Consider the following 23,450-nt stretch of genomic DNA (forward strand, 5'->3'; position numbering starts at 1 on the left):
CCGAGTGAATCTATAGATTCTTTACTACATCAAAGGGGGAGTAAACAATGAGATTCAAGAGTAGAACATGGTCACTGCTCATGCTGTTGCTTGCATTTACAATCGTAGCATCAGCTTGCGGCGGCAAAGGCAGCGGAAGCAGTGAAGGGGCCAGCAACGCCGGCGGGGAAAGCAAACCGGTGACGAAAAACAACAAGGATATCACCATCGCGATCAACGCCAATTTCCTCACGATGGATCCGCATAATGCCGGCGATACGCACTCGATCTCCGGTGCGCGCACGATGTACGAAGGCTTGATGGGTTTCAATGAAAAGATGGAACTCGTTCCGGTCTTGGCTGAAGATTACAAAGTCAGCGAAGACGGTCTGACTTATACGTTTAATCTTCGTAAAAACGTGAAATTCCATGACGGCACCGACTTCAATGCCGAAGCTGTAAAAGCTAACCTGGATCGCATACTGGACGAAAAGAACAATCTCAGAATGCGCCGTAGCTTCTCGACGGTATCCGACGTGAAAACACCGGATGAGAATACGGTTGTCATAACGCTTAGCCAGCCGTACAGCGCATTCCTGAACAAAACCGCCATGGCGCTCATGATCAGCCCTAAAGCGCTTAAAGACGGCGTGGATGTAACGAAGAATGCGGTAGGAACAGGCGCATACAAGTTCAAGGAATGGGTTCAAGGCGATCGTTTGGTTGTCGTGAAGAATGAAGAATACTGGCAGGAAGGGCTTCCGAAGGTGGACAGCATCACGTTCAAGCCTGTACCGGAGAACGGTTCCCGAATTGCCATGCTGAAGACCGGCGAAGCGGACTTCATCTACCCGATGCCGACGGAGCAAGTATCCGAGGTCGAAGGCGATTCCAACATTGTGGTGGATAAAATCGATTCGACGATCGTTCGCTATATCACGCTGAACACGATGAAGAAGCCGTATGACGATCTGAAGGTTCGTCAAGCGATCAACTATGCAATCGATAAGGATGCCTATATCAAGGTTGTTAAATCCGGTCTTGGATCTAAGCTGAAGTCTTCCATGTCCTCCATGACCCAGTACTATTCGGAGCAATCCGGTTATGACTATGATCCGGAGAAAGCAAAGGCGCTGCTCGCGGAAGCGGGATATCCGGACGGATTCGAAGCCGAGATCTGGGGCGAGAACGATTCCGAGACGATGAAGGGCATGCAGTTTATTCAGCAGCAGCTTGCGCTTGTCGGCATTAAGGTTGAAGTGAAATCGATGGAAGGCGCGACCTTGTCCGATCAGATCAACTCGGCTACGCCGGAAAATGCGAAAATCCAAATGTGGTACGTGAGCTGGTCTCCTTCTTCCGGCGATGCGGACGGTGCGACGAAAGGTCTGTTCAGCAGCGAGTTCTTCCCGCCTGCAGGCTCCAACACCGCATATTACAAAAATGATAATGTCGATCAATGGATCAAGGATGCAAACGCATCGGTTAATCCGGACGAAGCTAAAGAAATCTATGCCAATATCCAGAAGCAAATCTGGGAAGACGCTCCATGGGTGTTCCTGGGCGTTGACCAAGTCATTACAGGTAAACGCGCTTATCTGGACGGCGTGAAAGTATTCCCTGACGGCTCGATCAATGTATTGAATGCCGAAGTGAAGTAATTCTGGCAGCACGGGTTTGCTGAAATGTTGAACTAGGGTGGGCCGCCTCTTTTGATGATAAGGAAGCGGCCCATTTATTTTTAAGGCTGGCATGTTGAAAGGAGGCTTATCCTTTGGGAAGATATGCAATTCAGAGGCTGCTGGGTGTCATCCCTCTGTTATTCATTGTGTCGATACTTGTGTTCATGTTTATTCACCTGATTCCCGGAGACCCGGCACGGCTTGTCGCAGGTAAGGAAGCCACCCTTGAGGAGATCAACGGGATACGGGAGCAGCTGGGACTAAATCTGCCGCTGTGGCAGCAATATGTTAACTATATGGGTGATCTGTTGAAGGGTGACCTGGGTGTTTCCATTACCTCCGGACTGCCGGTCGTGGATATGCTGGAAAGCCGGTTTTTTCCGACGATCGTGCTAACGTTTACGAGTCTTGGCTGGGCGCTGGTCATCGGACTCTTGATCGGGATCGTGTCCGCCGTCAATCGCGGCAAATGGCCGGATTACCTCGGGATGCTCACTGCCATTTCGGGAATCTCCCTGCCGGGCTTCTGGCTGGGTCTCGTTCTGATTCAAATCTTCTCCGTCGAGCTGGGCTGGTTCCCAACCGGCGGCGTTGACAGCTGGCAATCGTATATTCTTCCTTCGTTCACGCTCGGTGCGGGAATTATGTCCATGCTCGCACGGTACTCCCGCACGTCGATGCTTGAATCGATGCGTGAGGATTATGTCCGGACCGGACGGGCGAAGGGTCTGCGGGAATTCGTCGTTGTCGGAAGACACGCGCTGCGCAATTCCTTGATTCAGGTCGTTACGGTAGCCGGGCTTCAATTCGGCTTTTTGCTCGGGGGCTCGGTCATGGTCGAGACCGTATTCAGTATTCCGGGAATGGGCCGGCTGCTGGTCGATTCGATCGCGTTCCGGGATTATACGGTCATTCAGGCGCTGCTCCTGATGTTTGCGACCGAATTTATTCTGATTAACCTGATTGTCGATTTATTATACGGTGTACTGAATCCAAAAATCCGGTATGCATCGAAATAGGAGGGGGAGCTCATGAGCGACAATTCTTCAGTAACGGTCCATTCATCCTCCGTACCGGGGGAGGCTGTGGTGAACAGCCCGGTCAAAGGGAAGTTCAGCACGTTTGTATCCAAGTTTATGAAGCAAAAGCTTGCCGTCGTATCCGGCGTGTTCATCTTGATATTGCTGGTGCTGGCCGTCATCGGCCCGCATATTGTTCCATATCCTCCGAACGAGCCGAACTACGATGCAATGATGCAAGGCCCTTCGGCTGCGCACTGGGCAGGGACCGATGAATACGGACGGGATATTCTCAGCCGTCTGATCGACGGAACCCGGCTGACGATGTCGGTCAGCCTGAGCGCCGTATTTATTTCGGCTATTGCCGGTACGATTTTGGGGCTTATCAGCGGCTATTACGGCGGCTGGATTGACCGCCTGATCATGCGCGGAAGCGACGTTATGTTCTCCTTCCCGGATCTGCTTCTGGCAATCGGCATCGTGGCGATTCTCGGTCCGGGCTTGTCCAATGTCGTCATTGCGGTAGCGGTATTCGGAACGCCTTCCTTCGCCCGAATTATCCGAAGCGTGACGCTGTCCGCGAAAGAATCGCTGTACGTCGAAGCTGCCCGCTCGATGGGCGCGAAAAACAACCGGATCATCTGGAAGCATATCTTCCCTGAAACGGTGCCGAGCATCATCGTCAACGTTTCGATGAAGATCGGCGGAGCCATTCTCGCGGCATCCTCCCTCAGCTTCCTCGGGCTTGGCGCCAAGCCGACGGAGCCGGACTGGGGCGCGATGCTCAGTATGGGACGCGATTATTTAAGCATCGCACCGCACATCGTATATTTTCCGGGTCTGCTCATCTTCTTGACGGTTCTCGCGTTCAACCTGATTGGCGATGGACTCAACGATGCGCTGGATCCGAAGTCGAAGAACGAATAGGGGGGATTGAACGTGACGCAAACATTGCTAGAAGTCAAAGGACTCAAAACCGAATTCAAGCGGGACGGTTCCTCGGTGCTCGCCGTGGCGGGCGTGGACTTTCACATTAACAAAGGCGAAGTGCTTGGGCTCGTGGGCGAATCCGGCTGTGGAAAAAGCGTGACCTCCCTGTCTATCATGAGACTGCTCAAGGATACGCCCGGCCGAATAGCCGGCGGATCGGTCTTGTTTGAGGGCAAGGACCTCGTGCAGCTGCCGGAAAAGGACATGCGCCGCTACCGCGGCAATGAGCTTGCGATGATCTTCCAGGAGCCGATGACCTCGCTTAATCCCGTGCTCCGCATCGGAAAGCAGCTTGAGGAGTCGATCATGCTCCATCTTGGATACGGCCGGAAGAAAGCGCGCGAGCATGCGATCGAATCGCTGAAGCTCGTCGGGATTCCAAGGGCCGATGAAGTGGTTGACGATTATCCGCACCAATTGTCCGGGGGCATGCGGCAGCGGGTCATGATCGCGATGGCGATGGCCTGCAATCCGAAGCTCTTGATCGCGGACGAGCCTACGACGGCGCTTGACGTGACGATCCAGGCACAAATTCTCGAACTGATGAACCGCCTGAAGAAGGAACAGAACATGGGCATGCTGCTTATTACGCATGACCTCGGCGTTGTGGCGGAGATGTGCGACCGGGTGGTCGTCATGTATGCTGGCCGGGTCGTGGAAGAGGCGAGCGTGACCGAGCTGTTCGAGAATCCGCAGCATCCGTATACCAAGGGACTCATCGCCTCGGTGCCGAAGCTTAGACAGAAGGTTCGTCGGCTGGAATCCATTCCGGGCAACGTTCCCGATCTGCGCAACATGCCTCCGGGCTGCAAATTTGCGCCCCGGTGCCCCTATGTGATGGAGCGCTGCTTGTCGCAGGAGCCGCAGCTGCTCCCGGTTGCGAATGAAGCAGATCGAAAGAGCCGGTGCTGGCTGACGCAGGAAGGGCATGCGAAAGGGGGAGAAACGGCATGAACGAATCACCGCTATTAGAAGTACGAAACCTGCAGAAATCATTTACGGTCAAAAAAGGCTTCTTCGGCAGTTCCAAGCAGCTTCGCGCCGTTGACGGAATCTCCTTCGCGATTCGGAAGGGCGAAACCTTCAGTCTCGTCGGAGAGAGCGGCTGCGGCAAGTCGACCACCGGCCGGCTTGTTACGCGCCTGTTAACGCCAAACGACGGCGAGGTTATTTTCAACGGAACCGATATCAGCCGTTTCAACGAGAACCAGATGCGCCCGCTGCGAAAAAATATGCAGATGGTGTTTCAGGATCCTTACGCCTCGTTGAATCCGCGGATGAAGGTGAAGGAGCTCGTAGCGGAGCCGCTGCTGATCCACACGAAGCTAAGCGCAAAGGAACGTGACAAGCTGGCCGGAGAGCTGCTTGAAACGGTGGGTCTGAACAGCTTTCATGCCGAGCGCTACGCCCATGAGTTCAGCGGCGGGCAGCGCCAGCGGATCGGCATTGCACGCGCGCTGTCGGTACGGCCGAGCCTGATCGTAGCGGATGAGCCCGTTTCGGCTCTTGACGTATCGATCCAGTCGCAGGTGCTGAATTTGCTCCAGGATTTGCAGGAAGAGTACGGCCTGACGTATCTGTTCATCTCTCACGATTTAAGCGTCGTCGAGCATATCAGCGATCGGATCGGCGTTATGTATTTGGGAACGCTGGTCGAATCAGCCGATAAGGATACGCTCTATGACCGTCCGCTGCATCCTTATACCCAGGCGCTGCTGTCCTCGGTGCCGGTACCGGATCCTAAGCTGAAGAAAGAACGGATTATTCTGAAGGGGGATCTGCCAAGCCCGGTTAATCCGCCGACGGGATGCCGTTTCCATACCCGCTGCCCTGCCTGCATGGAGGTGTGCAAGCAGAAGGCGCCGGTCTTCCGGGAAGTCGAACCGGGCCATCAGGTGGCCTGCCATTTGTATGATGAGGAGATCATGAAGCAAGCTTAACCGGATCGAAACGCTCGGTTGAAATAGAGCCAGAGGAGGGAAATACGCCGATGAATATCATATTTGATGAATCGCATGTTGCCGATAGCCGGGTCTATGCGATATATGAGGGAGACGAGCCGCCGTTTCGCCTCCCTGATTCCCGAAAACGAAGCGGAAGCTTAACATGGCTGTATGCACGTTCCCGGGATGAGGCGGATTATTTAATCGCAGGCATGGGTCCAAGAGAGCAGCTAACCGTAGAGAAAGTGCGTAAAGCAGCGGCTTCAGTTGCGCGGGCTCTGCTGAAGGAACATAAAACAAGCGCTGTTCTCATCCGTAAACCGCTTGATACGGGTTCGGAGAAAACCAAGCTGACGGAGGCAGAGGAATTCGAGGCCTGGATGGAAGGCTGGTTATACGGATTGTATCGGTTTAATAAGCATCGAGGCATTACGGCAACGGAAGCCACGATTAAGCTTCATATCCGATCGAAAGATTGGGAAGGAATCCCGAGGGAAGAGCTGGATACCCTGCTGTCCATCGCCGCGATCCGCGAACGGGGAACGAGGCTTGCCAGGGACTTGGTCAATGAGTCGCCGGAGACGCTGAATCCGGAAGCGTTCGCTGCTGTATTGGAGGAACACTTCAAGAACACGAAGGCCAAGCTTCATGTATACCGCGGCCACGAGCTCCATGAGCGCCAGATGAATGGACTGCTTGCGGTCGGGAAGGGCAGCCGATTCGAGCCATCCCTGGTTGAGATTTCGTATGACGGTGTCCCGGCTGGACAGAAGGGCCCTCATGTCGTGCTAATCGGCAAAGGCATTACCTTTGACATGGGCGGCATGAACGTCAAGACCGGCAGGGATATTAGCGATGCGCGCATGGATATGGGCGGCGCGGCTGCCGTAGCCGGCGCTATGGAGATTCTGATCTCCCGAAAAGCTCCGGTGAAGGTAACAGCTCTTATCGCGGTTGCCGATAATCTCCCGGACCAGCATGCGATGCTGCCGTCCTCCGTCATCCATTATCCGAACGGCATCAGCGTCCAGGTCGCGAATACGGACGGCGAAGGCAGACTGATCATTGCGGATGCGCTGCTTCATGCGGCAACCCTTCATGCGGATCAAGTGATCGACATCGCGACGCTGACAGGCAATGTCGGCGCTGCGCTCGGGCTCGAGCTGGCAGGGATCTGGGGCGATGAAGCGATGACTCACGATCTGGTCGAAATCGGTGAACGAAATGGCGAACGGCTCTGGCCCATGCCGCTTGTGGACGAATACGAGTCCGAGCTGCGGAGCGACTACGCGGATTTGCGCAATGTCGGCACGTCGACCTTGGCCGGTGCAATTACGGCCGCCTTGTTTATCCGGCATTTTGTTCCGGAATCGGCCAAATGGGTCCATATCGACATGGCGGGAACGGTTCAGTACAAGCGGGAGTTTCCGCATGCGGCTGCGGGAGCAACCGGCTACGGCGCCAGGCTGCTGGCGGATTATGTAGAGAAGCAGTTTCATAAGAAACCGGCTTCCGGGAAGGTGTGACTTCTATGCTCCTAGAAATTATAGCCACGACCGTCGATGACGCCATTACAGCTGAGAATAACGGCGCAGACCGGCTGGAGCTGATCACGGCGATCACGGAAGGCGGACTGACACCGGGAATTGGACTTGTCCAGCAGGTCATCAAGGCGGTAAACATTCCGGTCCATGTGATGGTCCGGCCTCACAGCCGTTCCTTCGTGTACAGCGAGACCGACGTGGCCACCATGATCGCGGAGATTCAGGCGATTCGCAGCGCCGGAGCAGCCGGGGTCGTCCTCGGCGCGCTGACTCCGGACGGGAAGATCGACGAAGAAACGCTGGGTGCTCTGCTGGCGTGGACCGGGGACATGCAGGTGACGTATCACCGCGCCTTTGACGAGTTGGATGATCAGTTCGAAGGTTTGCGCACGTTAATGAAATATCCGGCGGTTACCCGTGTATTGACATCGGGCGGACCCCAGCCGGCACCGCAAGCCATTCCGCAAATTCGACGGCTGGTCGAAGAGGCGCGCGGCAGTCATCTTAAGATTTTGGCGGGCAATGGCTTAACGTGGGAGATCATTCGGGACTTCATCGATCAGACCGGTGTAACAGAAGTGCATTTCGGCTCGGCGGTCCGCTACGGCCGTTCCGGACTGAAGCCGATTGATCCGGTTGAGCTTCGGTCGCTGGCAGACAGCATTCATCAATAGATGTAGCAAACATATCGGAAAACAGGTGAACACAAATTGCAAACCATTCTTAATAAACAACAAGAATTTGTAGTTGGCGTTGATCTCGGGGGTACGAAGATCGCGGCTGCGCTCTTTGATTCCGAAGGTCGGCTGCTGAACCGCGAGCAAGTGGAGACGGCAGGCGCCCGAACGGCTGAGGAGGTTGTCGGGAGAATTACGGCGATGATCCGAAGCGTTTCGGGCGGCCACCCGCTGCGGGGTGTCGGGATGGCTTCGCCGGGAGCGGTGAACAGCAGGGAGGGCATCGTCATTTACGGCACGAACTTGCCGGAATGGACGAATGTCCCCTTGAAAGCATGGATGGAACGGGAGCTGAGTACCGAAGTTCAGGTGTTGAACGATGCCAATGCGGCAGCATGGGGGGAATATGTACGCGGAGCCGGCGCAGGCTCTACGAACATGGTGTACGTCACGTTCAGCACGGGAATCGGTTCGGGCATCGTGCTGGACGGGAAACTGTTCCTTGGAAGCAATTCCTATGCGGGCGAGCTGGGGCATCACATCATCGATCCAAGTGGACCGCAGTGCAACTGCGGAAGCCGCGGCTGCTGGGAGGTATTTGCATCCGGGACGGCGATCGGCCAGGAAGCTGCCCTGAAGATTCAGGAGCGGACAAGTATGATCGCCGAGCTGGCAGCAGCCGACGGCAGCGTCAATGCCCGGCATGTCTTTGAAGCGAAGAGGCTGGGCGATGCTGTCGCGATCGAGGTCATCGATCGCGCGGTCTACTATATGGCTCTTGGTCTGGTCAACGTCATTCACAGCTTTAATCCGGACCGGATCGTAATCGGAGGGGGAGTCAGCAGAGCCGGTGAGCTTCTATTCCCGGCGCTCCGTGAAATGACGGACAAGCTGGTTATGCCGGCTTATCTAGGAACCTATGAGATCGTTCCCGCCGGTCTGCGGGATGATGTCGGTCTCGTCGGAGCGGCCGCCTTGTTTCAATAGAATGCAAGAATCACAGGCATGTGATGAATTGAAATAAATTATTCTGTTGTGACTCCCGTGCATAATAAAAGCCTCCAACCCGTTTCAAAGCGGGCTGGAGGCTTTTTGTTCGTTGCAGATTCCAGATTTGGCATAGGCTCCATCGGCGTCATAGGTTGAGGCTGTTCCGATGGTTGTTATGTGGGACGGCGGGAAACGGGGCGATTCATATTCGCGTTCGAAAGTCCGTTAAACGTAATCGAGTGAAGTGCGTAATCCGTCAACCGTCATCCGTTTTCACAATTGGAGTCGATTGTAGGTTTACTTATTCATTTGTTTGTATCCGACAAACAACAAGCGGCTGCCCGCACTTTCCCGCCAGCCGGCGGTAACCGCCGGCTCCAAACCTGCACGCGGCATAACGTTGTAGGCTTGAAGCCGGCGGCTTCTGTTACTCCATGTACTTCGTAGCATCGAAGGGAATCTTCGAATGATGGTTCGCATGCTCGATCAGGGAGGAAAGCTTTGTTACCTCGCGTTCCTTCTTGCGGGCGGCTGCATGATAGGCTTCCGGATCATATAACGCCACATTGAAGAGCGTTACGGCGCCGCCCTCGAGCCCCCGGCTGCTCTGGCGCTCCAGCTTCTTGCGGGTGCCGAGATGCGCGAGCTGTCCGATTTCATTGCGCATCTGCTTGGCCAGCTCGATCGCTTCCATGACGGTTATGTTGCTGCCGTTCCACGGGATCGTCTCGGTGGTATTTGAAATCGCCATTAACAGGTCCAGCTTCCTGAAATCGGCGGAGACGGCATCGATTTCTTCCGTGATGACATCGACACTGCGCGCAGGCACCTCGGCGGTCTCCCCTTTTTCAATAATAGTGCTGCTGTTGTTCAATCGCTCCTGCATCAATTGATTGATCAGTCGATTCATGGCTGCCCGAACCGCCAAAGCCTCGGCCATTGTAATGTGACTCATATGTACGCAATCACCTCTCGATTTGATACGTTCGTATGGATTAAAAAATGAATGTGGGCATGCGTGGAGCACGCTCCTACGAACGCAAAGTTCCTATATATAGGAATAGACGCTTCCAAATGGAAAAGGTTGCTTACGCGTTCATGATTTTTGCAATAAAATTATCATTTGATGGGATTCGCGGGATCTAAACATCGGTCGAGGCCATGTTGGGGAGATCCTATATCTCATGGTTATCTTCCCGATAATCCTAGCCGTTTGACAGCGCCTGCCTCCTGTAAGCTCCAGGCGTCATTCCCGTCAAGCTTTTGAATTTTCGATGAAAATGCGTCAGGGTGTCGTACCCGCAAATTTCCGCGATGCGGCCTATGGGCATCTCGTTCGTGAGCATAAGCTCTTTGGCATGCGCGATCCGTTTCGCATTGATATAATCGGTAACCGTTAGGCCGGTGTACTTCTTGAACATTCTGGAGTAATGGGCGGGATCTACCGACGCATGCGCCGACAGTGCGGCTAGTCCAATAGGTTGATCCAGATGCTCGTGAATCCATTGAATGGATTCGATCAGCCAAGCGGGTCCAAGCGCCGCAGGGGCCGGCTTCTCTGCAGATGAGACGCTGATATAACGATTGATATACAGCAGGATGGAGCGCAGCTGAAGCACAAGCGCCTCCCGGGATCCTAACCGGGTCTGCCCAATCTCGTCCGACATCGCTTTCAGTCTATCCTCGATATACGTTTGATCGGTCGCTGACAGTTCATAACGATAAGCTCCCGATTTCCGGGAAATTTCGAAGCAATGAAGGGCAGCGTATTGTAAATCGCTGATAGGATCACCTTGGACGAGCGATGGCGCAAAGAATAAAGCGCTTGAAATAATCGGATCGTCCGGGTCAGGGAAAGAGCTGTGGATCGTGTTCCCGGGAATGGTAAACAGGTCGCCTTCTTTTTTCTCAACTAATTTGTTTTCAATAAAAAAAGTGCCTTTCCCCTGATGTATGTATACCAATTCGTAAAGATCGTGCAGATGGTGGGGCAGCTCCATGCGGGGGCTTTTTTGCGTCCGATAAACCAGCTCCATAGGAAACAAGGGGTCTCCGTTAAAGGCTTTGCGCAAGGGAGTCATGATGATCCTCCTCCTTCACTCTGATACGTTCACAATATCAAAATACGTTATGAATCTGCAAGAATACGCTATTTTTATACACGGATTTTGAACATACAATGGGGATAAGAAAAGCGATGCAGAAAGGCGGGGGAAGTACATGAAAGTGGATGCCCACCAGCATTATTGGCGGATCGAACGGGGGGATTACGGATGGATCACACCTGAGCTTCCCGTGCTTTACCGGGACTTCCTGCCATCCGATTTAAAACCGCATTTGGATGCGCATCAGCTTGACGGCACGATTGCGGTTCAGGCGGCCCCGACCCTTGAAGAAACGGACTATCTCTTGTCTCTGGCCGATCGTGATCCTTCCATTCTCGGCGTGGTGGGGTGGATCGATCTCTTCGATCCGGAGCATCGCCGCCAATATGAACGATTTTCAAAGCATCCAAAGTTTATCGGTTTCCGGATTATGATACAGGATATGCCTGATTCCAGTGCCATTCTGGAGCCGGCGTTTATCGAAGCCTTGAGTATGTATATCCAGGAAGAAGTTCCGATCGATCTTCTTGTTCGAAGCCATCAGCTGGAGCACTTACTGAAGCTCATCCAGCAAGTCCCGGACATGCGGGGCGTGGTGGACCATCTGGGCAAACCACCGATAAGAAGCGGGGAAATTGAGCCCTGGGAGAGCTTCATGAAAGGAATCGCACGCTTTCCGGGAATTTACTGCAAGCTGTCCGGCATGGTCACCGAGGCCGAGCATCGGCGGTGGAACCAGGAGGACTTCACAGATTATGTACATAAAGCCATTGCCCTGTTCGGTTCCGAGCGGGTCATGTTCGGAAGCGACTGGCCGGTATGTCTGCTGTCCGCTGAATATAGCCAAGTCGTGCACGTGTTAGAAGCAGCGCTGCCCAAGGCATGGGGAGAGCAGGAGCGGGCCCGATTGTTCGGGTTGAATGCCGTGGAGTTCTACAGGCTCTGAATATCCGAACAACGACGGGGTTGAGGAAATTCCTTTACTCCTTTTCGCTAAGATGCTAGTAATCCTCATTGCTATAAAACGTAATCTCAATAAATAAGGTGGGTTAAGACTATGAAATACCGCAAGCTGGGTCGTACCGGACTCGAGGTTTCCGTATTAAGCTTCGGCGCATCCTCGCTGGGCTCCGTCTTTCGGGAGACGGACGACAGCGAGGGAATCCGAACCGTTCACGCAGCCATTGATGCAGGAATTAATCTGATTGATGTTTCGCCCTATTATGGACTGACGAAGGCGGAAACGGTGCTTGGTCAAGCCATCCGGCAGATCCCCCGGGACAAATTTTACCTGTCCACCAAAGCCGGCCGCTATGGCGAGCAGGATTTTGATTTCACATTCAAGCGGATCATTGCAAGTGCAGATGAGAGCTTGAAACGGTTGAATACCGACTATGTGGATTTCCTCTTCCTGCATGATATTGAGTTCGTGCCCGCACAGATCATTTTGGAGGAGGGTATCCCTGCACTCCAGCATTTAAAAGAGCAAGGGAAAATCCGCTTCAGCGGAATTTGCGGTCTGCCGTTACAGCTGTTTGAACAGCTGCTGCCTCAGACGAAGGTGGATGCAATCATTTCGTATTGCCACTATTCTTTAAATGATCATACGTTGACAGATTTGCTGCCGTTGCTTCATCAAGAAGGAATCGGTCTCATTAACGCATCTCCATTGTCAATGGGGCTTCTTAGCCATCGAGGAGCGCCTTCATGGCATCCGGCTTCGGCGGAAATCAAGGAAGCGTGCAGACAAGCGGCTGAATATTGCGCGAAGGAAGGAATCGATATTGCCAAGCTGGCCGTGCAGTTCTCGACCTCGCATGAGCAGATTCCGACGACGCTGGTCAGTACGGCCAACCCGGATAACATCGTGCGCAATGCCGAATGGACCGAAGAACCTCTGGATCAAAGGTTGGCGGCCGAGGTTTTAAGGATCCTGGAGCCGATTCAAGGCCGGACTTGGATAAGCGGACGCCCGGAATACAATGAAGGGATCAAACCATAAAGGGGGCGGGCATAATGAAGGGAATCGTGTGCAGTCGGATTGGGGAGTTTCAATTCCGCGAGGATTTGCCGGAGCCGCAATTGCTTGAGGGCGAGGCTATCATCAGCGTTAAACGAATCGGGATTTGCGGTACGGATCTTCATGCCTTTAACGGCAATCAGCCGTTCTTTACCTACCCGCGAATTCTCGGTCATGAGCTATCCGGGATGATTGAACAGATCGGGGACAATGAAGCGGGGTTGAAGGCAGGCGACATCGTCTGTGTCATTCCTTACATGCACTGTGGACAATGCATGGCTTGTCTCAGAGGCAAGACCAATTGCTGCAGATCGATGAATGTCATCGGCGTGCATACAGACGGAGGCATGCGGGAGCGCATTTCGGTTCCGATCACCCATTTGGTTCGAGCAGACGGATTATCAATGGATCAGGCGGCCCTGGTAGAACCGTTAGCGATAGGGGCCCATAGTGTCCAAAGGGCGAATGTCACCCGCGGGGATACGGTTTTGGTGATCGGTGCCGGTCCTATCGGACTTGGCGTCATGGTGTTTGCTAAGGAGAAGGGAGCAACCGTTATCGCAATGGACATGAACGCTGAGCGGCTAGCCTTCAGCAAGTCGTGGGCCAAGGCTGATCATATCATCCGGGCCGGGCAAGAATCGTCAAATGAGCTTGCTGCGTTAACGGGTGGAGAGCTTCCCGCCATTGTTTTTGATGCAACCGGAAATCAGCGTTCCATGACCCATGCGTTCAAGTTGGTTGGGCACGGAGGAACCCTGGTGTACGTCGGGTTAATCAACGGAGACATTTCTTTCGAGGATTCCGATTTCCATAAACGGGAGCTGACCTTGATGGGCAGCCGGAATGCGACCAAAGCCGACTTCAATCATGTTATCAAGGCGATGACGGAAAGCGGCCTTGATTTGGAGCGTTATGTCACGCATCGATGCGGATTTGATGAAATGATCGGCGAATTTAAGCAGTGGTTGAACCCTTCTTCCAAGGTGATTAAAGCCGTTGTGGAGCTCTGAACGATCGAACACACGGACAAAAAACATTAAAAATATTGGCAAATGAGCATCGATCATGATAGAAATCATGTGCTTCTATGTTATGATCTTAGGATAATGTCTGTAAGCGTTATCATAACAAGGGAGCAAATGATATTGGGAACATTCAAATCCAAAATACTCATATATAGTTTGCTGTTGGGATCCTTTCCGACAATTCTTATCGGATTCTTCTCTTATTTCATTGCCGCCAAAGACGTGGAGGAGAAGGTGAACGAGGGGAATATGCATCTGTTGAACCAGACCCGGATGAGGGTGGCGCAGGTGCTCGATTCCATGCAAAGAACTGCCCTGCAGTTTGAGAACTCTTCGCTGCTCAAGTCTGTGATGGACAGCAAGTTAAGCGGACAGGACTTTATTAAGGTCCGGGAACTGATGAAGGAAATGTTTAATCTGCAGACGCAGACCATATTAAACCAGGTGTACGTCGTTAATCTGAAGCATGAATGGGTCGTGGATTTAAATTCCCTCAAGCCGCTGGAGGGCTTGAACAAGGCCGAGTTCGAGCAGTATCTGGATACCAATGAAAGCATATTCTGGGCAGCGGGATCGGGGGAAATCTCGCAAACCGCGAATCCGGTGGAGACGGATCATTGGAACAGCGCGGAACGAACGGCAACAACCCTTCGGCTGGTGCATAAAATACCGCTGCTGTCGAAGAACGCGTGGGTCAGTGCCGGATTCGGCACAATGTATTTCTCGTTCTCGAACACGATTTTTTTGTTCTTGTTAAACAGCTCCGTTCCTTTCGGCTTCTTCTCCATGTTGTACAAATCGCCCCGCTGCGGCAGCGTGTCACGGTAAGGCTTAACCTCCTGAGCATCCTTATCCGCATCGATCGTTTCGGTATACGCAGATCATCACCGATGCGCAAACCAAGTTTATTATGGGGCAGATTGACGAGGCCGGCTGGAAGGCTGAGGTGGAGAGATGGAGAAAGAGCGGCGGCGATCAAATGGCCGCAGAATATAAAGAGTCCTATGCGAATCAGCAATAACGGTCATTGATCATGCAAACGGGAGACAAAGCGGGCAAGTAAAAGGAAGTGCCTTTGACGTACTTGACTGCATTGTCTCTCGCTCACGTATAAACGGTATTCATGATCGAAAGAGCATTTCATTGCGGCTGGTTAACATGCAAATTTAATCAATGCAAGTTATCTGGAGAGGCAAGTGATGAACATATGGTTCAAGGCTTGTTGATTGGCGTTCCGATTAGCACGAGATCAAGATGATTCGTTTTAAGCGCGCCGGCCGGCTTGATTTGCAGCACTAGACCATCGCGGTCAAAGCGGCAGGTAAGGATAAACATCTGCTGCTGTTCCAGCAGCTGAATGTGAATCAAGCATGTCGACGAATCTGCCCATACTGCACAGCAAGCGGAGGGAAGGCCGAAAAAAGGATCGGGACCGATATGCCAATCATTCATGGAGCATACAACACGGGAACGACCGGTTTCATGAATGAAGATGAGCTCGCAGGCTTGATCACTGAACGTAAATTGGCAGTCTGTCCATCCTGGCTCGTTAGCTGATAGGCGATAAGGGTGTCCTGAGACTTGTGCGGCTGCATGGGAGAAGGAGCTTCCTTTCGGCAGAAGGAGCTTCAAGGCGCTCAGACGCTGCTTCATCCGGTCATAACCGGCAACATCGAAGGGGCAGGGCTCCTGCATGGAAGAAATCAGATGGGTCCAGACGCTGTCAAGAATCCCTTGGTGCTCATCCCGGTTCAGCATGGTGTTGGCCGTCGACACGAACACGGCGTTATGGTGCGGGCTGACGAGAACGAATTGCCCTCCGGCTCCGAATGCGCAGTAGGCTTGATGCCTGGCCCGCCAGAACTGGTACCCGTAACCGCTTCGTCCTTCCAGCAAAATTCCGGCACTGGAATTATCGACGACCTTGGACGTGCTTTGCTCTACCCAGCCCTCAGGGAGGATCCTCGTCCCATTCCACACCCCGTCCTGCAGATAGAGCTGACCGAATTTGGCCAGATCCTCCGTGGTGCAATAGGCCCCGCTGCCGCCCAGGTTAATTCCGAGCGGACAGGTCTCCCACTCGATATCCTGCATCCCGAGAGGCTGGAACAAGCGGGCATCGAGATAGTCATGTACGGTAGTCCCCGTGACCCGTTGGAGAATGGCGCACAGCGTATGCGTACCTGTCGTATCGTAGGCAAAGACGGTTCCCGGGGGATGGCTCGGCGGCGTATGAAGGTATTCGAATACGATATCCCGGGCCTCCTTATTGGTTGATTTTCTGTGGACGGTTTGCATGCTCAAGAGATGCCGGATGGTCATACTGGCTGTGTACGGATGTACGGTCTCCGGCTGTTTATCCGGAAAAAAATGAATGACCTTGTCATCCAGGGAGATCCGCCCTTCTCCGATGGTAATGCCGACAGCGGCCGATGTCAGGCTCTTGCTGACCGAGAATATCGGATGCCTTAAATCTTTGTGGAACGGGAAGTAATAGCCTTCGGCTGCCACTTTGCCATGCCGAAGGAGCATAAAGCTGTGCAGGTTCATATTTTTGTCCGTCATGTCCTCCATAAAGCGGAGGATGGCGGATGGAGGAATGCCGACCTCCTCCGGACGGACTCGAGGCAGTGCAGTCATGATCATCAACCTTTCAGCTGTTTCTTATTTTTGCGGCTTGTTATTCTTCGTTTCCATCTATGTTACCGAATGGCATACTCCTATTAAAACGGTCTCCGATGTTTAATTCGGGTCATTCTTTGCCTTTTTTGCCGGATTTGAATCCTAGCGGCATTTTTAGCTTCATGAAGGAAGCGAGAGCGGGGAAAGAGAGCATAAAATGCAAAAAATGCGGGGGATTCAGCATCAAACCCGGAATTTTTATCGTTTATGTTTCATTATAATGAAGCTTGAAAATTATACTTCCAAGAAGATTGAGGGGGGATTTGGATGGAAGGGAACCCATGGTCCGTCCGGACGGTGGATACGATCCTCCGTCAAGCGGACGGCGAGGGAGTTCACCCGGAAATTGCCCGCCGGTGGGCGTATGTACCCGGGATGATGCTCATGGCGATCGCCCGTACAGGGGATTTTTATAACAAGGAAGCTTATTTCGACTTCATGAAACGGCATATGGATCTGTTTGTTCAAGAGGATGGAAGCATTCGGGGGTACCGCATTGAGGAGTACAATCTGGACCAAATCAACCAGGGGAAAAATTTGTTTGCCCTGAGGGCCAAATTTCCAGACTCCCGATATGAAAAGGCTTCCCATACGCTGGCCGCCCAGCTCATCAGCCAGCCCAGGACGACGGACGGCGGTTTTTGGCACAAAAAAGTATATCCATTTCAGATGTGGCTGGATGGGCTCTATATGTCTTCGCCGTTCCTGGCTCAGTATGCCCAAACCTACAACCGCCCCGAATTGTTTGACGAGGTGGCACATCAGCTTCTGCTGGTGGAGCGCAGAACCCGGGATCCCAAGACGGGTCTTCTGTATCACGGATGGGATGAAGCGAAGGAACAGGTTTGGGCCGATCCGGAAAGCGGGCGGTCCCCGAACTTTTGGAGCCGGGCTTTGGGCTGGTATGCGATGGCGCTTGTGGACAGTCTGGAGTTTTTCCCGATAGATCATCCGCAGCGCGGTACGATCATTGGCATATTCGAGCGCCTAAGCCGAGCGATGGCACGATGGCAGGAGAAAGAGAGCGGGCTGTGGTTCCAGGTGCTCGATCAGGGCTTCCGGGAAGGCAATTATCTTGAAACCTCCGGCTCCTCCATGTTTATTTACGCTTTGGCCAAGGGCGTTCGGCTCCAGTACCTGGAGCAGCCTTCAATGCCTGTTGCGGAGCGGGCGTACGCCGGTTTGATTCAGCGGTTTGTTGAGGCCGGCGCAACCGGCGTGCATCTTCATTCCATATGCCATGGAGCAGGGCTGAGCGATGACCGCAACGGCTCGTATGAATATTACATCAGTGAACAAGTGGTGTCCGATGCCCAGATTGGCGTGGCGCCTTTCATCCTTGCCAGTCTGGAAATGGAGCGGTTACTAGATTCGTTATAGGAGGAGGGACGCGATGATGCACTCATCGTCAATACTGCAAGCATTACAGAACAAACCTTGGCTGTCGGACCAGGGAGACGGGACGTTCGTGAACCCGGTGCTTCATGCGGATTATTCGGATCCGGATGTGATCCGGGTCGGGGACGATTTCTATATGACGGCTTCCAGCTTCGGCCATCTGCCGGGACTGCCGATTCTGCACTCGAAGGATCTGATTAACTGGAGGATTATTAATCATGTGCTGCCCCGAATGGAGCTGCCGGGCTATGACGTGCCTCAGCATGGGAACGGCGTGTGGGCTCCGGCCCTTCGGTTCCATGACGGCAAGTACTGGGTGTTCTATGGAGATCCGGATGTCGGCATTATGATGAGCACAGCAAGGGACCCGGCAGGCAGCTGGACGCCTCTGCATCTGGTTCAAGAGGGGAAAGGCCTGATCGACCCGTGTCCGTTCTGGGACGATGACGGCCAGGCCTACCTGGTTCACGCGTTCGCCAAAAGCAGATGCGGCATCAAGCACCTATTAAGAATGTGCCGGATGTCCCCGGACGGAATGCGTCTCTTGGATGAAGGTCAGATCGTTTTCGACGGTACCGAGCGCCATCCAACGATGGAAGGTCCGAAGATGTATAAACGGAATGGCTATTATTATATATTTGCTCCCGCCGGGGGTGTATCTACGGGCTGGCAGACCGTGCTTCGATCGACTGCGGTCTTTGGCCCCTACGAGGATAAAATCGTACTGCATCAAGGCGATAGCCCGATTAACGGCCCGCATCAGGGCGGCTGGGTAGAGCTCGCTTCGGGCGAATGCTGGTTCATGCATTTTCAAGACAAAGGGGCATACGGGCGAATCACTCATCTGCAGCCGATGCGCTGGGTCGATGATTGGCCGCAGATCGGTATCGATGCGAATGGGGACGGGATCGGCGAACCGGTTCTTCGTTATCCGAAGTCAAACGTCGGCGGGGAGCATGCGATTCAGGCGCCGGATGACTCGGACGATTTCGAAGGAGCTGAGCTTGGCCTCCAGTGGCAATGGCAGGCCAATCCCAATCCGGCCTGGTACGCATTCGAGAGGGAGAGCCATTTGCGATTATTTGCCTTCCCGGTGCCGGATAACCAGTCCACCCGCACGATCTACGCTGCCCCTCACTTGCTGATGCAGAAATTCCCGGCAGAAGTATTTCAAGCTGAAGCGAGGGTGGACGGAACGGCACTCAAGCCCGGTGAATATGCGGGCCTGATCATATTCGGGCGAACCTTTGCTTATGTAGCCGTTCGGATGAAGGAGGACGGATCCGGCATGGAACTCCTCCGTGCCGAAGGAAACGACCAGGCGGAACATATTGTGTGGTCCGGTGGATTGAGCGAAGGGAAAGTAACGCTACGGGTGACGGTTCTTCCTGGAGCTATATGCCGCTTCGAGTACGCCGGCGCTGACGGTCCTTTCGTGCCGTGCGGAGATAAGGAGTTCGAAGCGGAAAAGGGGCACTGGGTCGGAGCTAAGGTAGGATTGTTTGCGGCGAGCCGAGAGGATCACTTAGACAGAGGGTATGCGGATATCGACTGGTTCCGGGTTGGAAGAGGAGAGAAATAGAAGCTGGAAGGGCTGCTCCTAGACGGGGAACCCGGCATTGGATCAGCCCGAACGGCCCTGAGGCTATCCATGGCGCTTACGGTATTGAAGGGGCGTCGTGCCTGCGATTTTTTTAAAGGTTTTATTAAAGTGGGCAATATGCTCAAATCCGGTTTGCTCGGAGATGAATTGTACGGAATCCCGGCTGCTCACAAGCATCTTCTGGGCTTCACGAATCCGTACCACCTGCAGGTACTCGCGAAAGTGAAAGCCTGTCAGCTTGGTGAACACTCTGCTGAGATAGGAAGGGCTGATGTAAAACTGCTTGGCGATCTGATCGAGCGTAAGCCTTTCATGATAGTTGGATTTGATATACTGGGCAATCTCCGAAATTTTCTGGTGCATCGGATGCTCATATTCTGGGGGCAGCGATTGGAGCGAGGTCTCGATCCGGTGCAGGCGGATGAGCAGCTCGTTCATCCACGCGCGAACCAACGAGCCGTAATGTGCCTGCCCGGATTGACATTCTGCGAGCATCGAGAGGAGCAGCCGTTCGATGTCGGGCTGATGCTTCAACGGAATGCGAACCAGCCTGGATGTCCCGTGATCGAGCAGCTTGGCGACGCCGGCATCGCCCTCTTCGATGAAGCTTCGGGAGAAGCCGATCAGCACCCGCTCGAAGATCAGCTTATCGGAGCTTGCGGTCGAATGCAGATCATGCGGGTTCACGATCATCATATCCCCTTTTTTGACGGTAAACACATTATCGTCCATGAAGTAGACCCGCTCTCCATTAAGCAGATAATACAGCTCGAAGTAGGGATGCTCATGCGGACGGGGCATGCTGCTGGAACCGTTTCGTGACATGTATTGAATGGAGAAATCATGATCTCCGATATGGTACTTAGGCTGCAGCCGGTCATTCATTCTCTTTAACTCCTTTGCACACGAGGATCCCGATCCTATTGTCATTCGTGAAGCCTCTGATGCCTGAACAGGTCGCAGACAACGGATACGGCCAGTTGGGTTCGTAGAAAATTATATAACATGGCTGCAGCCGATCTTCAAGGGCTTTGGCTGCAATCGGCAGCATTTTTTATAAGCGCTTACATCTTCATGCGGTATCAATCGAATAAGCAAACTTGAAACTTACTAAAGCGGAGGTAAGCATGAAACAAACAGAAGAAGCAATATGTCCCGACTTGCCTGTAATCCCGGAATACACAGTAATGATCACTGACTATGGCGCAGTAGGAGACGGCGTTTACGACAATACCCTGGCATTTCATCAAGCAATCGAAGCTTGCGCAAAGGCAGGAGGGGGGAAGGTGGTCATCCCTCCGGGGATCTGGCACACCGGTCCGTTAACCCTGCAGAGCCGGATTGAGCTTCACGCTTCTGCCGGCGCGCTTGTCATGTTCAGCAAGCAATTCGAAGCTTATCCGATCCGGATGTCTGCTTATGAGGGCCGGCAGATGTTCCGCTGCCAGTCTCCGCTCGATGGAGAAGGATTGGAGGATATCGCAATCACTGGCAGCGGCATCTTTGACGGAGGCGGCGAAGCCTGGAGGCCCGTTAAGCAAGGGAAGCTGACGGAAAGCCAGTGGGATCGTTTAATTCATACCGGCGGTGTCGTGGATGACGGGGGACTGTGGTGGCCAACGCCGGCTGCCCGGGACGGGATGGAGAACCTGGCCCGGATCGAACAAACAGGCAGCCGGAATCCCCAGGATTATGAGCCTGTCAGAGACTATCTGAGACCCAATCTGCTCAGCTTGAGAAACTGCAAGCGGATTCTGCTCAACGGCCCTACCTTTCAAAACTCCGCAGCCTGGTGCCTGCATCCTTGGGCATCGGAGCAAATTACCATTCAGAACATTACCGTCCGCAATCCATGGTATGCCCAGAACGGGGACGGACTGGACATCGATTCGTGCAAATACGTGACCGTGGAAAACAGCTCGTTTGATGTAGGAGATGACGCGATCTGTCTGAAGTCCGGAAAAAATGAAGCCGGGCGCCTGCTGGGAAAGCCGAGTGAGCGCATCAGCATCCGGAACTGCACCGTTTATCACGGCCACGGCGGGATCGTTGTCGGCAGTGAAATGTCCGGGGGCATCAAGGATGTGCACGTATCCGATTGCACCTTCATCGGCACCGATATCGGCATCCGGTTTAAAAGCTGCCGCGGACGCGGCGGCGTGGTCGAAAATATCTTCATCGAACGGATCCGGATGCGGGAGATCGACGGGGATGCCATCTCCTTCAATTTATATTACGAAGGGAAAGCCGGCTCCGGCGAATACCAAGCGGAAGCGATGCTCCCCGTTACCGAGGAAACCCCCGTGTTCCGCAATATTGTTATTCAGGATATCGTCTGCAGCGGCGCGCATACTGCGCTCCTCATCAACGGCCTGCCGGAGATGCCGGTGGAGAACGTGACGGTGATGCGGTCGGCCATCACAAGTCGGGAAGGCATTGTATGCCGCAATGGAAAGAACCTGACGATTCAGGACATGGTCCTTCGCAATCAGGAAAATCCGCTGCTTCTTTTTCACCAGAGCCGAAATGTACAGGTGGTGAACGTCAAGGGGGAAAGCGACTCGCTGGATGACCGCTTGCTTGTGGTTACCGGGGAACGGTCCGGGCAAATCGAATGCTCGGGGCTGCATGCCGATAGGGCAGGACAGATTATGATTTCTTCTGAAGTGGAACCGGAGGAGGTCGTGATCAAGTAGCTTTGCTGTTGGATGCATTAAGGTTTAGAAGAGAGGTGATCGAATTATAACCGTTGCAATCTCAATATGATAAGGAGGTACGCCATTGAAAGCTGCAAAATGGCTGAAGCAAATGCTTGTTCTATCGATGAATTTGCTAGAACAAGAAGCCGGCCCCCCTAGGTGTCGGCTTCTTGCATGGAGGATTTTTCGCCGCACTTAGAAAACGGAAACAATTTTAACATAAATGTCATGACTATGTGACCTTTCATATAGTAAAAACACTGTTAAAACTCTTTCGATTCGACGGCGATATCTAAAAAACGATAGATTTATCGGATATTATTGACAGTTTGCTAGCTTGTATACTATATTAAGAAAGGGTTACAAAATGTTAATGAATTTTGCCGAATTTCGCTAGAGAAAACGGGGGAACCGTCCTGGGTGAATTATTCTTGTAGTAGAGGGAATATAGGTGACCTTCAGCCGAACCCTTAGCTAACTCCGTAGGCATCGAAGGAGAGAATATATTTTGAAGAAATTGGTCATTTCTTTGCTAGGATCCGCAATCATTTTTTCTTCCGGTGCCGTGACAGCGTTTGCCGATCAGCAGCCTAACTTTCAGCAGCAAGTGAAGCAGTTAGTAGGAACACCGTACAAGTGGGGCGGAACAACCACAAGCGGATTTGATTGCTCCGGATTTATTCTGTATATGTTCCGTAACTTTGATCTTGACCTTCCGCGCACTTCCCAAGGACAAGCCCAAGTAGGCGTGCATGTAGACCAGGAAGAGCTGCGTGTCGGTGATCTGGTATTCTTCAACACGAACGGCAAGGGAATTTCACATGCTGGCGTTTATATTGGAGACGGGCAATTCGCACATGCTTCAAGCAGCAAGGGTGTTCGAATCAGCAAGCTTAGCGACTCTTACTATAAGCCACGTTATGTTACCGCACGCCGGGTGTTAAGCCAAGAGGAATATGCGAAGCTGGTAGGAAGTGTTAGCTAGATCAGCTCATCTTTGATCTTGATCCAGCTCTCTGCACAATGATCGTCTTGTAAGTCCTGGTAAGGAATTCTATGATCGATTTTCAGTGATTGCACCGAATACATAC

20 protein-coding genes and 1 riboswitch are annotated in these 23,450 nt (G+C 53.1%); of the genes, 16 read left to right on the forward strand and 4 right to left on the reverse strand.

The features are described from left to right. The first annotated feature begins 47 nt into the window (after positions 1-47). The 8 genes from NSQ46_RS12495 to NSQ46_RS12530 all read left to right on the forward strand — a co-directional run bounded on the left by NSQ46_RS12495 (position 48) and on the right by NSQ46_RS12530 (position 8,821). The gene (locus NSQ46_RS12495) at positions 48-1,640 is read left to right on the forward strand and encodes a glutathione ABC transporter substrate-binding protein (RefSeq protein ID WP_007128495.1); all 1,593 of its coding nucleotides are present in this window, start codon (positions 48-50) and stop codon (positions 1,638-1,640) included. Positions 1,641-1,753: 113 nt separating this feature from the next. Beyond that, positions 1,754-2,680, forward strand: coding sequence for an ABC transporter permease subunit (locus NSQ46_RS12500; RefSeq protein ID WP_007128494.1), 927 nt, complete (start codon positions 1,754-1,756; stop codon positions 2,678-2,680). A 12-nt stretch (positions 2,681-2,692) separates the two neighbouring features. After that, positions 2,693-3,607: an ABC transporter permease subunit gene (locus tag NSQ46_RS12505; protein ID WP_007128493.1), complete on the forward strand. Its 915-nt coding sequence runs from the start codon at positions 2,693-2,695 to the stop codon at positions 3,605-3,607. A 12-nt stretch (positions 3,608-3,619) separates the two neighbouring features. Beyond that, positions 3,620-4,624 (forward strand): ABC transporter ATP-binding protein, encoded by a 1,005-nt coding sequence (locus NSQ46_RS12510; RefSeq protein WP_341342089.1) that lies wholly within the window; start codon positions 3,620-3,622, stop codon positions 4,622-4,624. Further along, the gene (locus tag NSQ46_RS12515; protein ID WP_341342088.1) at positions 4,621-5,610 is read left to right on the forward strand and encodes a dipeptide ABC transporter ATP-binding protein; all 990 of its coding nucleotides are present in this window, start codon (positions 4,621-4,623) and stop codon (positions 5,608-5,610) included. The genes NSQ46_RS12510 and NSQ46_RS12515 overlap by 4 nt, the downstream gene beginning before the upstream one ends. Positions 5,611-5,660: 50 nt before the next feature. Continuing rightward, positions 5,661-7,139: a leucyl aminopeptidase family protein gene (locus NSQ46_RS12520; protein WP_342576818.1), complete on the forward strand. Its 1,479-nt coding sequence runs from the start codon at positions 5,661-5,663 to the stop codon at positions 7,137-7,139. A gap of 5 nt (positions 7,140-7,144) precedes the next feature. Beyond that, positions 7,145-7,831: a copper homeostasis protein CutC gene (locus NSQ46_RS12525; RefSeq protein WP_028407237.1), complete on the forward strand. Its 687-nt coding sequence runs from the start codon at positions 7,145-7,147 to the stop codon at positions 7,829-7,831. 36 nt (positions 7,832-7,867) lie between these two features. Next, a complete protein-coding gene (locus NSQ46_RS12530) occupies positions 7,868-8,821 on the forward strand; it encodes an ROK family protein (protein WP_342576819.1) in 954 nt (317 codons plus the stop codon). Positions 8,822-9,251: 430 nt separating this feature from the next. Here the strand turns inward: NSQ46_RS12530 and NSQ46_RS12535 are convergent, their stop codons facing one another. Further along, positions 9,252-9,779, reverse strand: coding sequence for a hypothetical protein (locus NSQ46_RS12535; protein ID WP_028407236.1), 528 nt, complete (start codon positions 9,777-9,779; stop codon positions 9,252-9,254). Between the two features lie 250 nt (positions 9,780-10,029). Beyond that, the gene (locus NSQ46_RS12540; RefSeq protein ID WP_342576820.1) at positions 10,030-10,905 is read right to left on the reverse strand and encodes an AraC family transcriptional regulator; all 876 of its coding nucleotides are present in this window, start codon (positions 10,903-10,905) and stop codon (positions 10,030-10,032) included. 139 nt (positions 10,906-11,044) lie between these two features. Between NSQ46_RS12540 and NSQ46_RS12545 the strand changes: the two genes are divergently transcribed. The 4 genes from NSQ46_RS12545 (at position 11,045) to NSQ46_RS12560 (ending at position 14,805) form a co-directional block, all read left to right on the forward strand. Further along, complete coding sequence (locus tag NSQ46_RS12545) at positions 11,045-11,875, forward strand: amidohydrolase family protein (protein WP_007128485.1); 831 nt, start codon at positions 11,045-11,047, stop codon at positions 11,873-11,875. A 111-nt stretch (positions 11,876-11,986) separates the two neighbouring features. Then, positions 11,987-12,931 (forward strand): aldo/keto reductase, encoded by a 945-nt coding sequence (locus NSQ46_RS12550; protein ID WP_342576821.1) that lies wholly within the window; start codon positions 11,987-11,989, stop codon positions 12,929-12,931. Between the two features lie 14 nt (positions 12,932-12,945). Beyond that, a complete protein-coding gene (locus NSQ46_RS12555; RefSeq protein ID WP_341342086.1) occupies positions 12,946-13,962 on the forward strand; it encodes a zinc-binding alcohol dehydrogenase family protein in 1,017 nt (338 codons plus the stop codon). A 135-nt stretch (positions 13,963-14,097) separates the two neighbouring features. Continuing rightward, entirely contained in the window at positions 14,098-14,805 is a 708-nt protein-coding gene (locus tag NSQ46_RS12560) for a hypothetical protein (protein WP_341342085.1), read from the forward strand. Positions 14,806-15,189: 384 nt separating this feature from the next. On the opposite strand, the gene NSQ46_RS12565 is transcribed toward NSQ46_RS12560, so the two are convergent. Next, positions 15,190-16,617 (reverse strand): serine hydrolase, encoded by a 1,428-nt coding sequence (locus NSQ46_RS12565; protein ID WP_341342084.1) that lies wholly within the window; start codon positions 16,615-16,617, stop codon positions 15,190-15,192. Positions 16,618-16,926: 309 nt separating this feature from the next. On the opposite strand from NSQ46_RS12565, the gene NSQ46_RS12570 reads away from it, so the two are divergent. Beyond that, complete coding sequence (locus tag NSQ46_RS12570) at positions 16,927-18,039, forward strand: glycoside hydrolase family 88 protein (RefSeq protein ID WP_341342083.1); 1,113 nt, start codon at positions 16,927-16,929, stop codon at positions 18,037-18,039. Positions 18,040-18,052: 13 nt separating this feature from the next. Continuing rightward, positions 18,053-19,639, forward strand: a complete 1,587-nt coding sequence (locus NSQ46_RS12575) for a glycoside hydrolase 43 family protein (RefSeq protein ID WP_342576822.1) — start codon at positions 18,053-18,055, stop codon at positions 19,637-19,639. A 63-nt stretch (positions 19,640-19,702) separates the two neighbouring features. On the opposite strand, the gene NSQ46_RS12580 is transcribed toward NSQ46_RS12575, so the two are convergent. Then, positions 19,703-20,545 carry an AraC family transcriptional regulator gene (locus NSQ46_RS12580; RefSeq protein WP_342576823.1) on the reverse strand — a complete coding sequence of 281 codons (843 nt, stop codon included), beginning with the start codon at positions 20,543-20,545 and terminating at the stop codon, positions 19,703-19,705. A 242-nt stretch (positions 20,546-20,787) separates the two neighbouring features. Between NSQ46_RS12580 and NSQ46_RS12585 the strand changes: the two genes are divergently transcribed. Together NSQ46_RS12585 and NSQ46_RS12590 are read left to right on the forward strand one after the other, a co-directional pair. Continuing rightward, positions 20,788-22,356, forward strand: a complete 1,569-nt coding sequence (locus NSQ46_RS12585) for a glycoside hydrolase family 28 protein (protein WP_342576824.1) — start codon at positions 20,788-20,790, stop codon at positions 22,354-22,356. A 374-nt stretch (positions 22,357-22,730) separates the two neighbouring features. Beyond that, positions 22,731-22,864, forward strand: a riboswitch (cyclic di-AMP (ydaO/yuaA leader). A 3-nt stretch (positions 22,865-22,867) separates the two neighbouring features. Then, positions 22,868-23,344: a C40 family peptidase gene (locus NSQ46_RS12590; protein ID WP_007128475.1), complete on the forward strand. Its 477-nt coding sequence runs from the start codon at positions 22,868-22,870 to the stop codon at positions 23,342-23,344. The last annotated feature ends 106 nt before the right edge of the window (positions 23,345-23,450 follow it).

This window comes from Paenibacillus sp. FSL M8-0142, from assembly GCF_038597315.1.
GTDB classification, from domain to species: Bacteria; Bacillota; Bacilli; order Paenibacillales; family Paenibacillaceae; genus Paenibacillus_AQ; species Paenibacillus_AQ lactis.

Bases quoted from the DNA above. Each gene is read 5' to 3' on its own strand.
- NSQ46_RS12495 (WP_007128495.1), top strand. From the start codon at position 48: ATGAGATTCAAGAGTAGAACATGGTCACTGCTCATGCTGTTGCTTGCA.
- NSQ46_RS12505 (WP_007128493.1), top strand. From the start codon at position 2,693: ATGAGCGACAATTCTTCAGTAACGGTCCATTCATCCTCCGTACCGGGG.
- NSQ46_RS12515 (WP_341342088.1), top strand. From the start codon at position 4,621: ATGAACGAATCACCGCTATTAGAAGTACGAAACCTGCAGAAATCATTT.
- NSQ46_RS12520 (WP_342576818.1), top strand. From the start codon at position 5,661: ATGAATATCATATTTGATGAATCGCATGTTGCCGATAGCCGGGTCTAT.
- NSQ46_RS12525 (WP_028407237.1), top strand. From the start codon at position 7,145: ATGCTCCTAGAAATTATAGCCACGACCGTCGATGACGCCATTACAGCT.
- NSQ46_RS12535 (WP_028407236.1), bottom strand. From the start codon at position 9,779: ATGAGTCACATTACAATGGCCGAGGCTTTGGCGGTTCGGGCAGCCATG.
- NSQ46_RS12540 (WP_342576820.1), bottom strand. From the start codon at position 10,905: ATGACTCCCTTGCGCAAAGCCTTTAACGGAGACCCCTTGTTTCCTATG.
- NSQ46_RS12545 (WP_007128485.1), top strand. From the start codon at position 11,045: ATGAAAGTGGATGCCCACCAGCATTATTGGCGGATCGAACGGGGGGAT.
- NSQ46_RS12550 (WP_342576821.1), top strand. From the start codon at position 11,987: ATGAAATACCGCAAGCTGGGTCGTACCGGACTCGAGGTTTCCGTATTA.
- NSQ46_RS12555 (WP_341342086.1), top strand. From the start codon at position 12,946: ATGAAGGGAATCGTGTGCAGTCGGATTGGGGAGTTTCAATTCCGCGAG.
- NSQ46_RS12565 (WP_341342084.1), bottom strand. From the start codon at position 16,617: ATGACTGCACTGCCTCGAGTCCGTCCGGAGGAGGTCGGCATTCCTCCA.
- NSQ46_RS12570 (WP_341342083.1), top strand. From the start codon at position 16,927: ATGGAAGGGAACCCATGGTCCGTCCGGACGGTGGATACGATCCTCCGT.
- NSQ46_RS12575 (WP_342576822.1), top strand. From the start codon at position 18,053: ATGATGCACTCATCGTCAATACTGCAAGCATTACAGAACAAACCTTGG.
- NSQ46_RS12580 (WP_342576823.1), bottom strand. From the start codon at position 20,545: ATGAATGACCGGCTGCAGCCTAAGTACCATATCGGAGATCATGATTTC.
- NSQ46_RS12585 (WP_342576824.1), top strand. From the start codon at position 20,788: ATGAAACAAACAGAAGAAGCAATATGTCCCGACTTGCCTGTAATCCCG.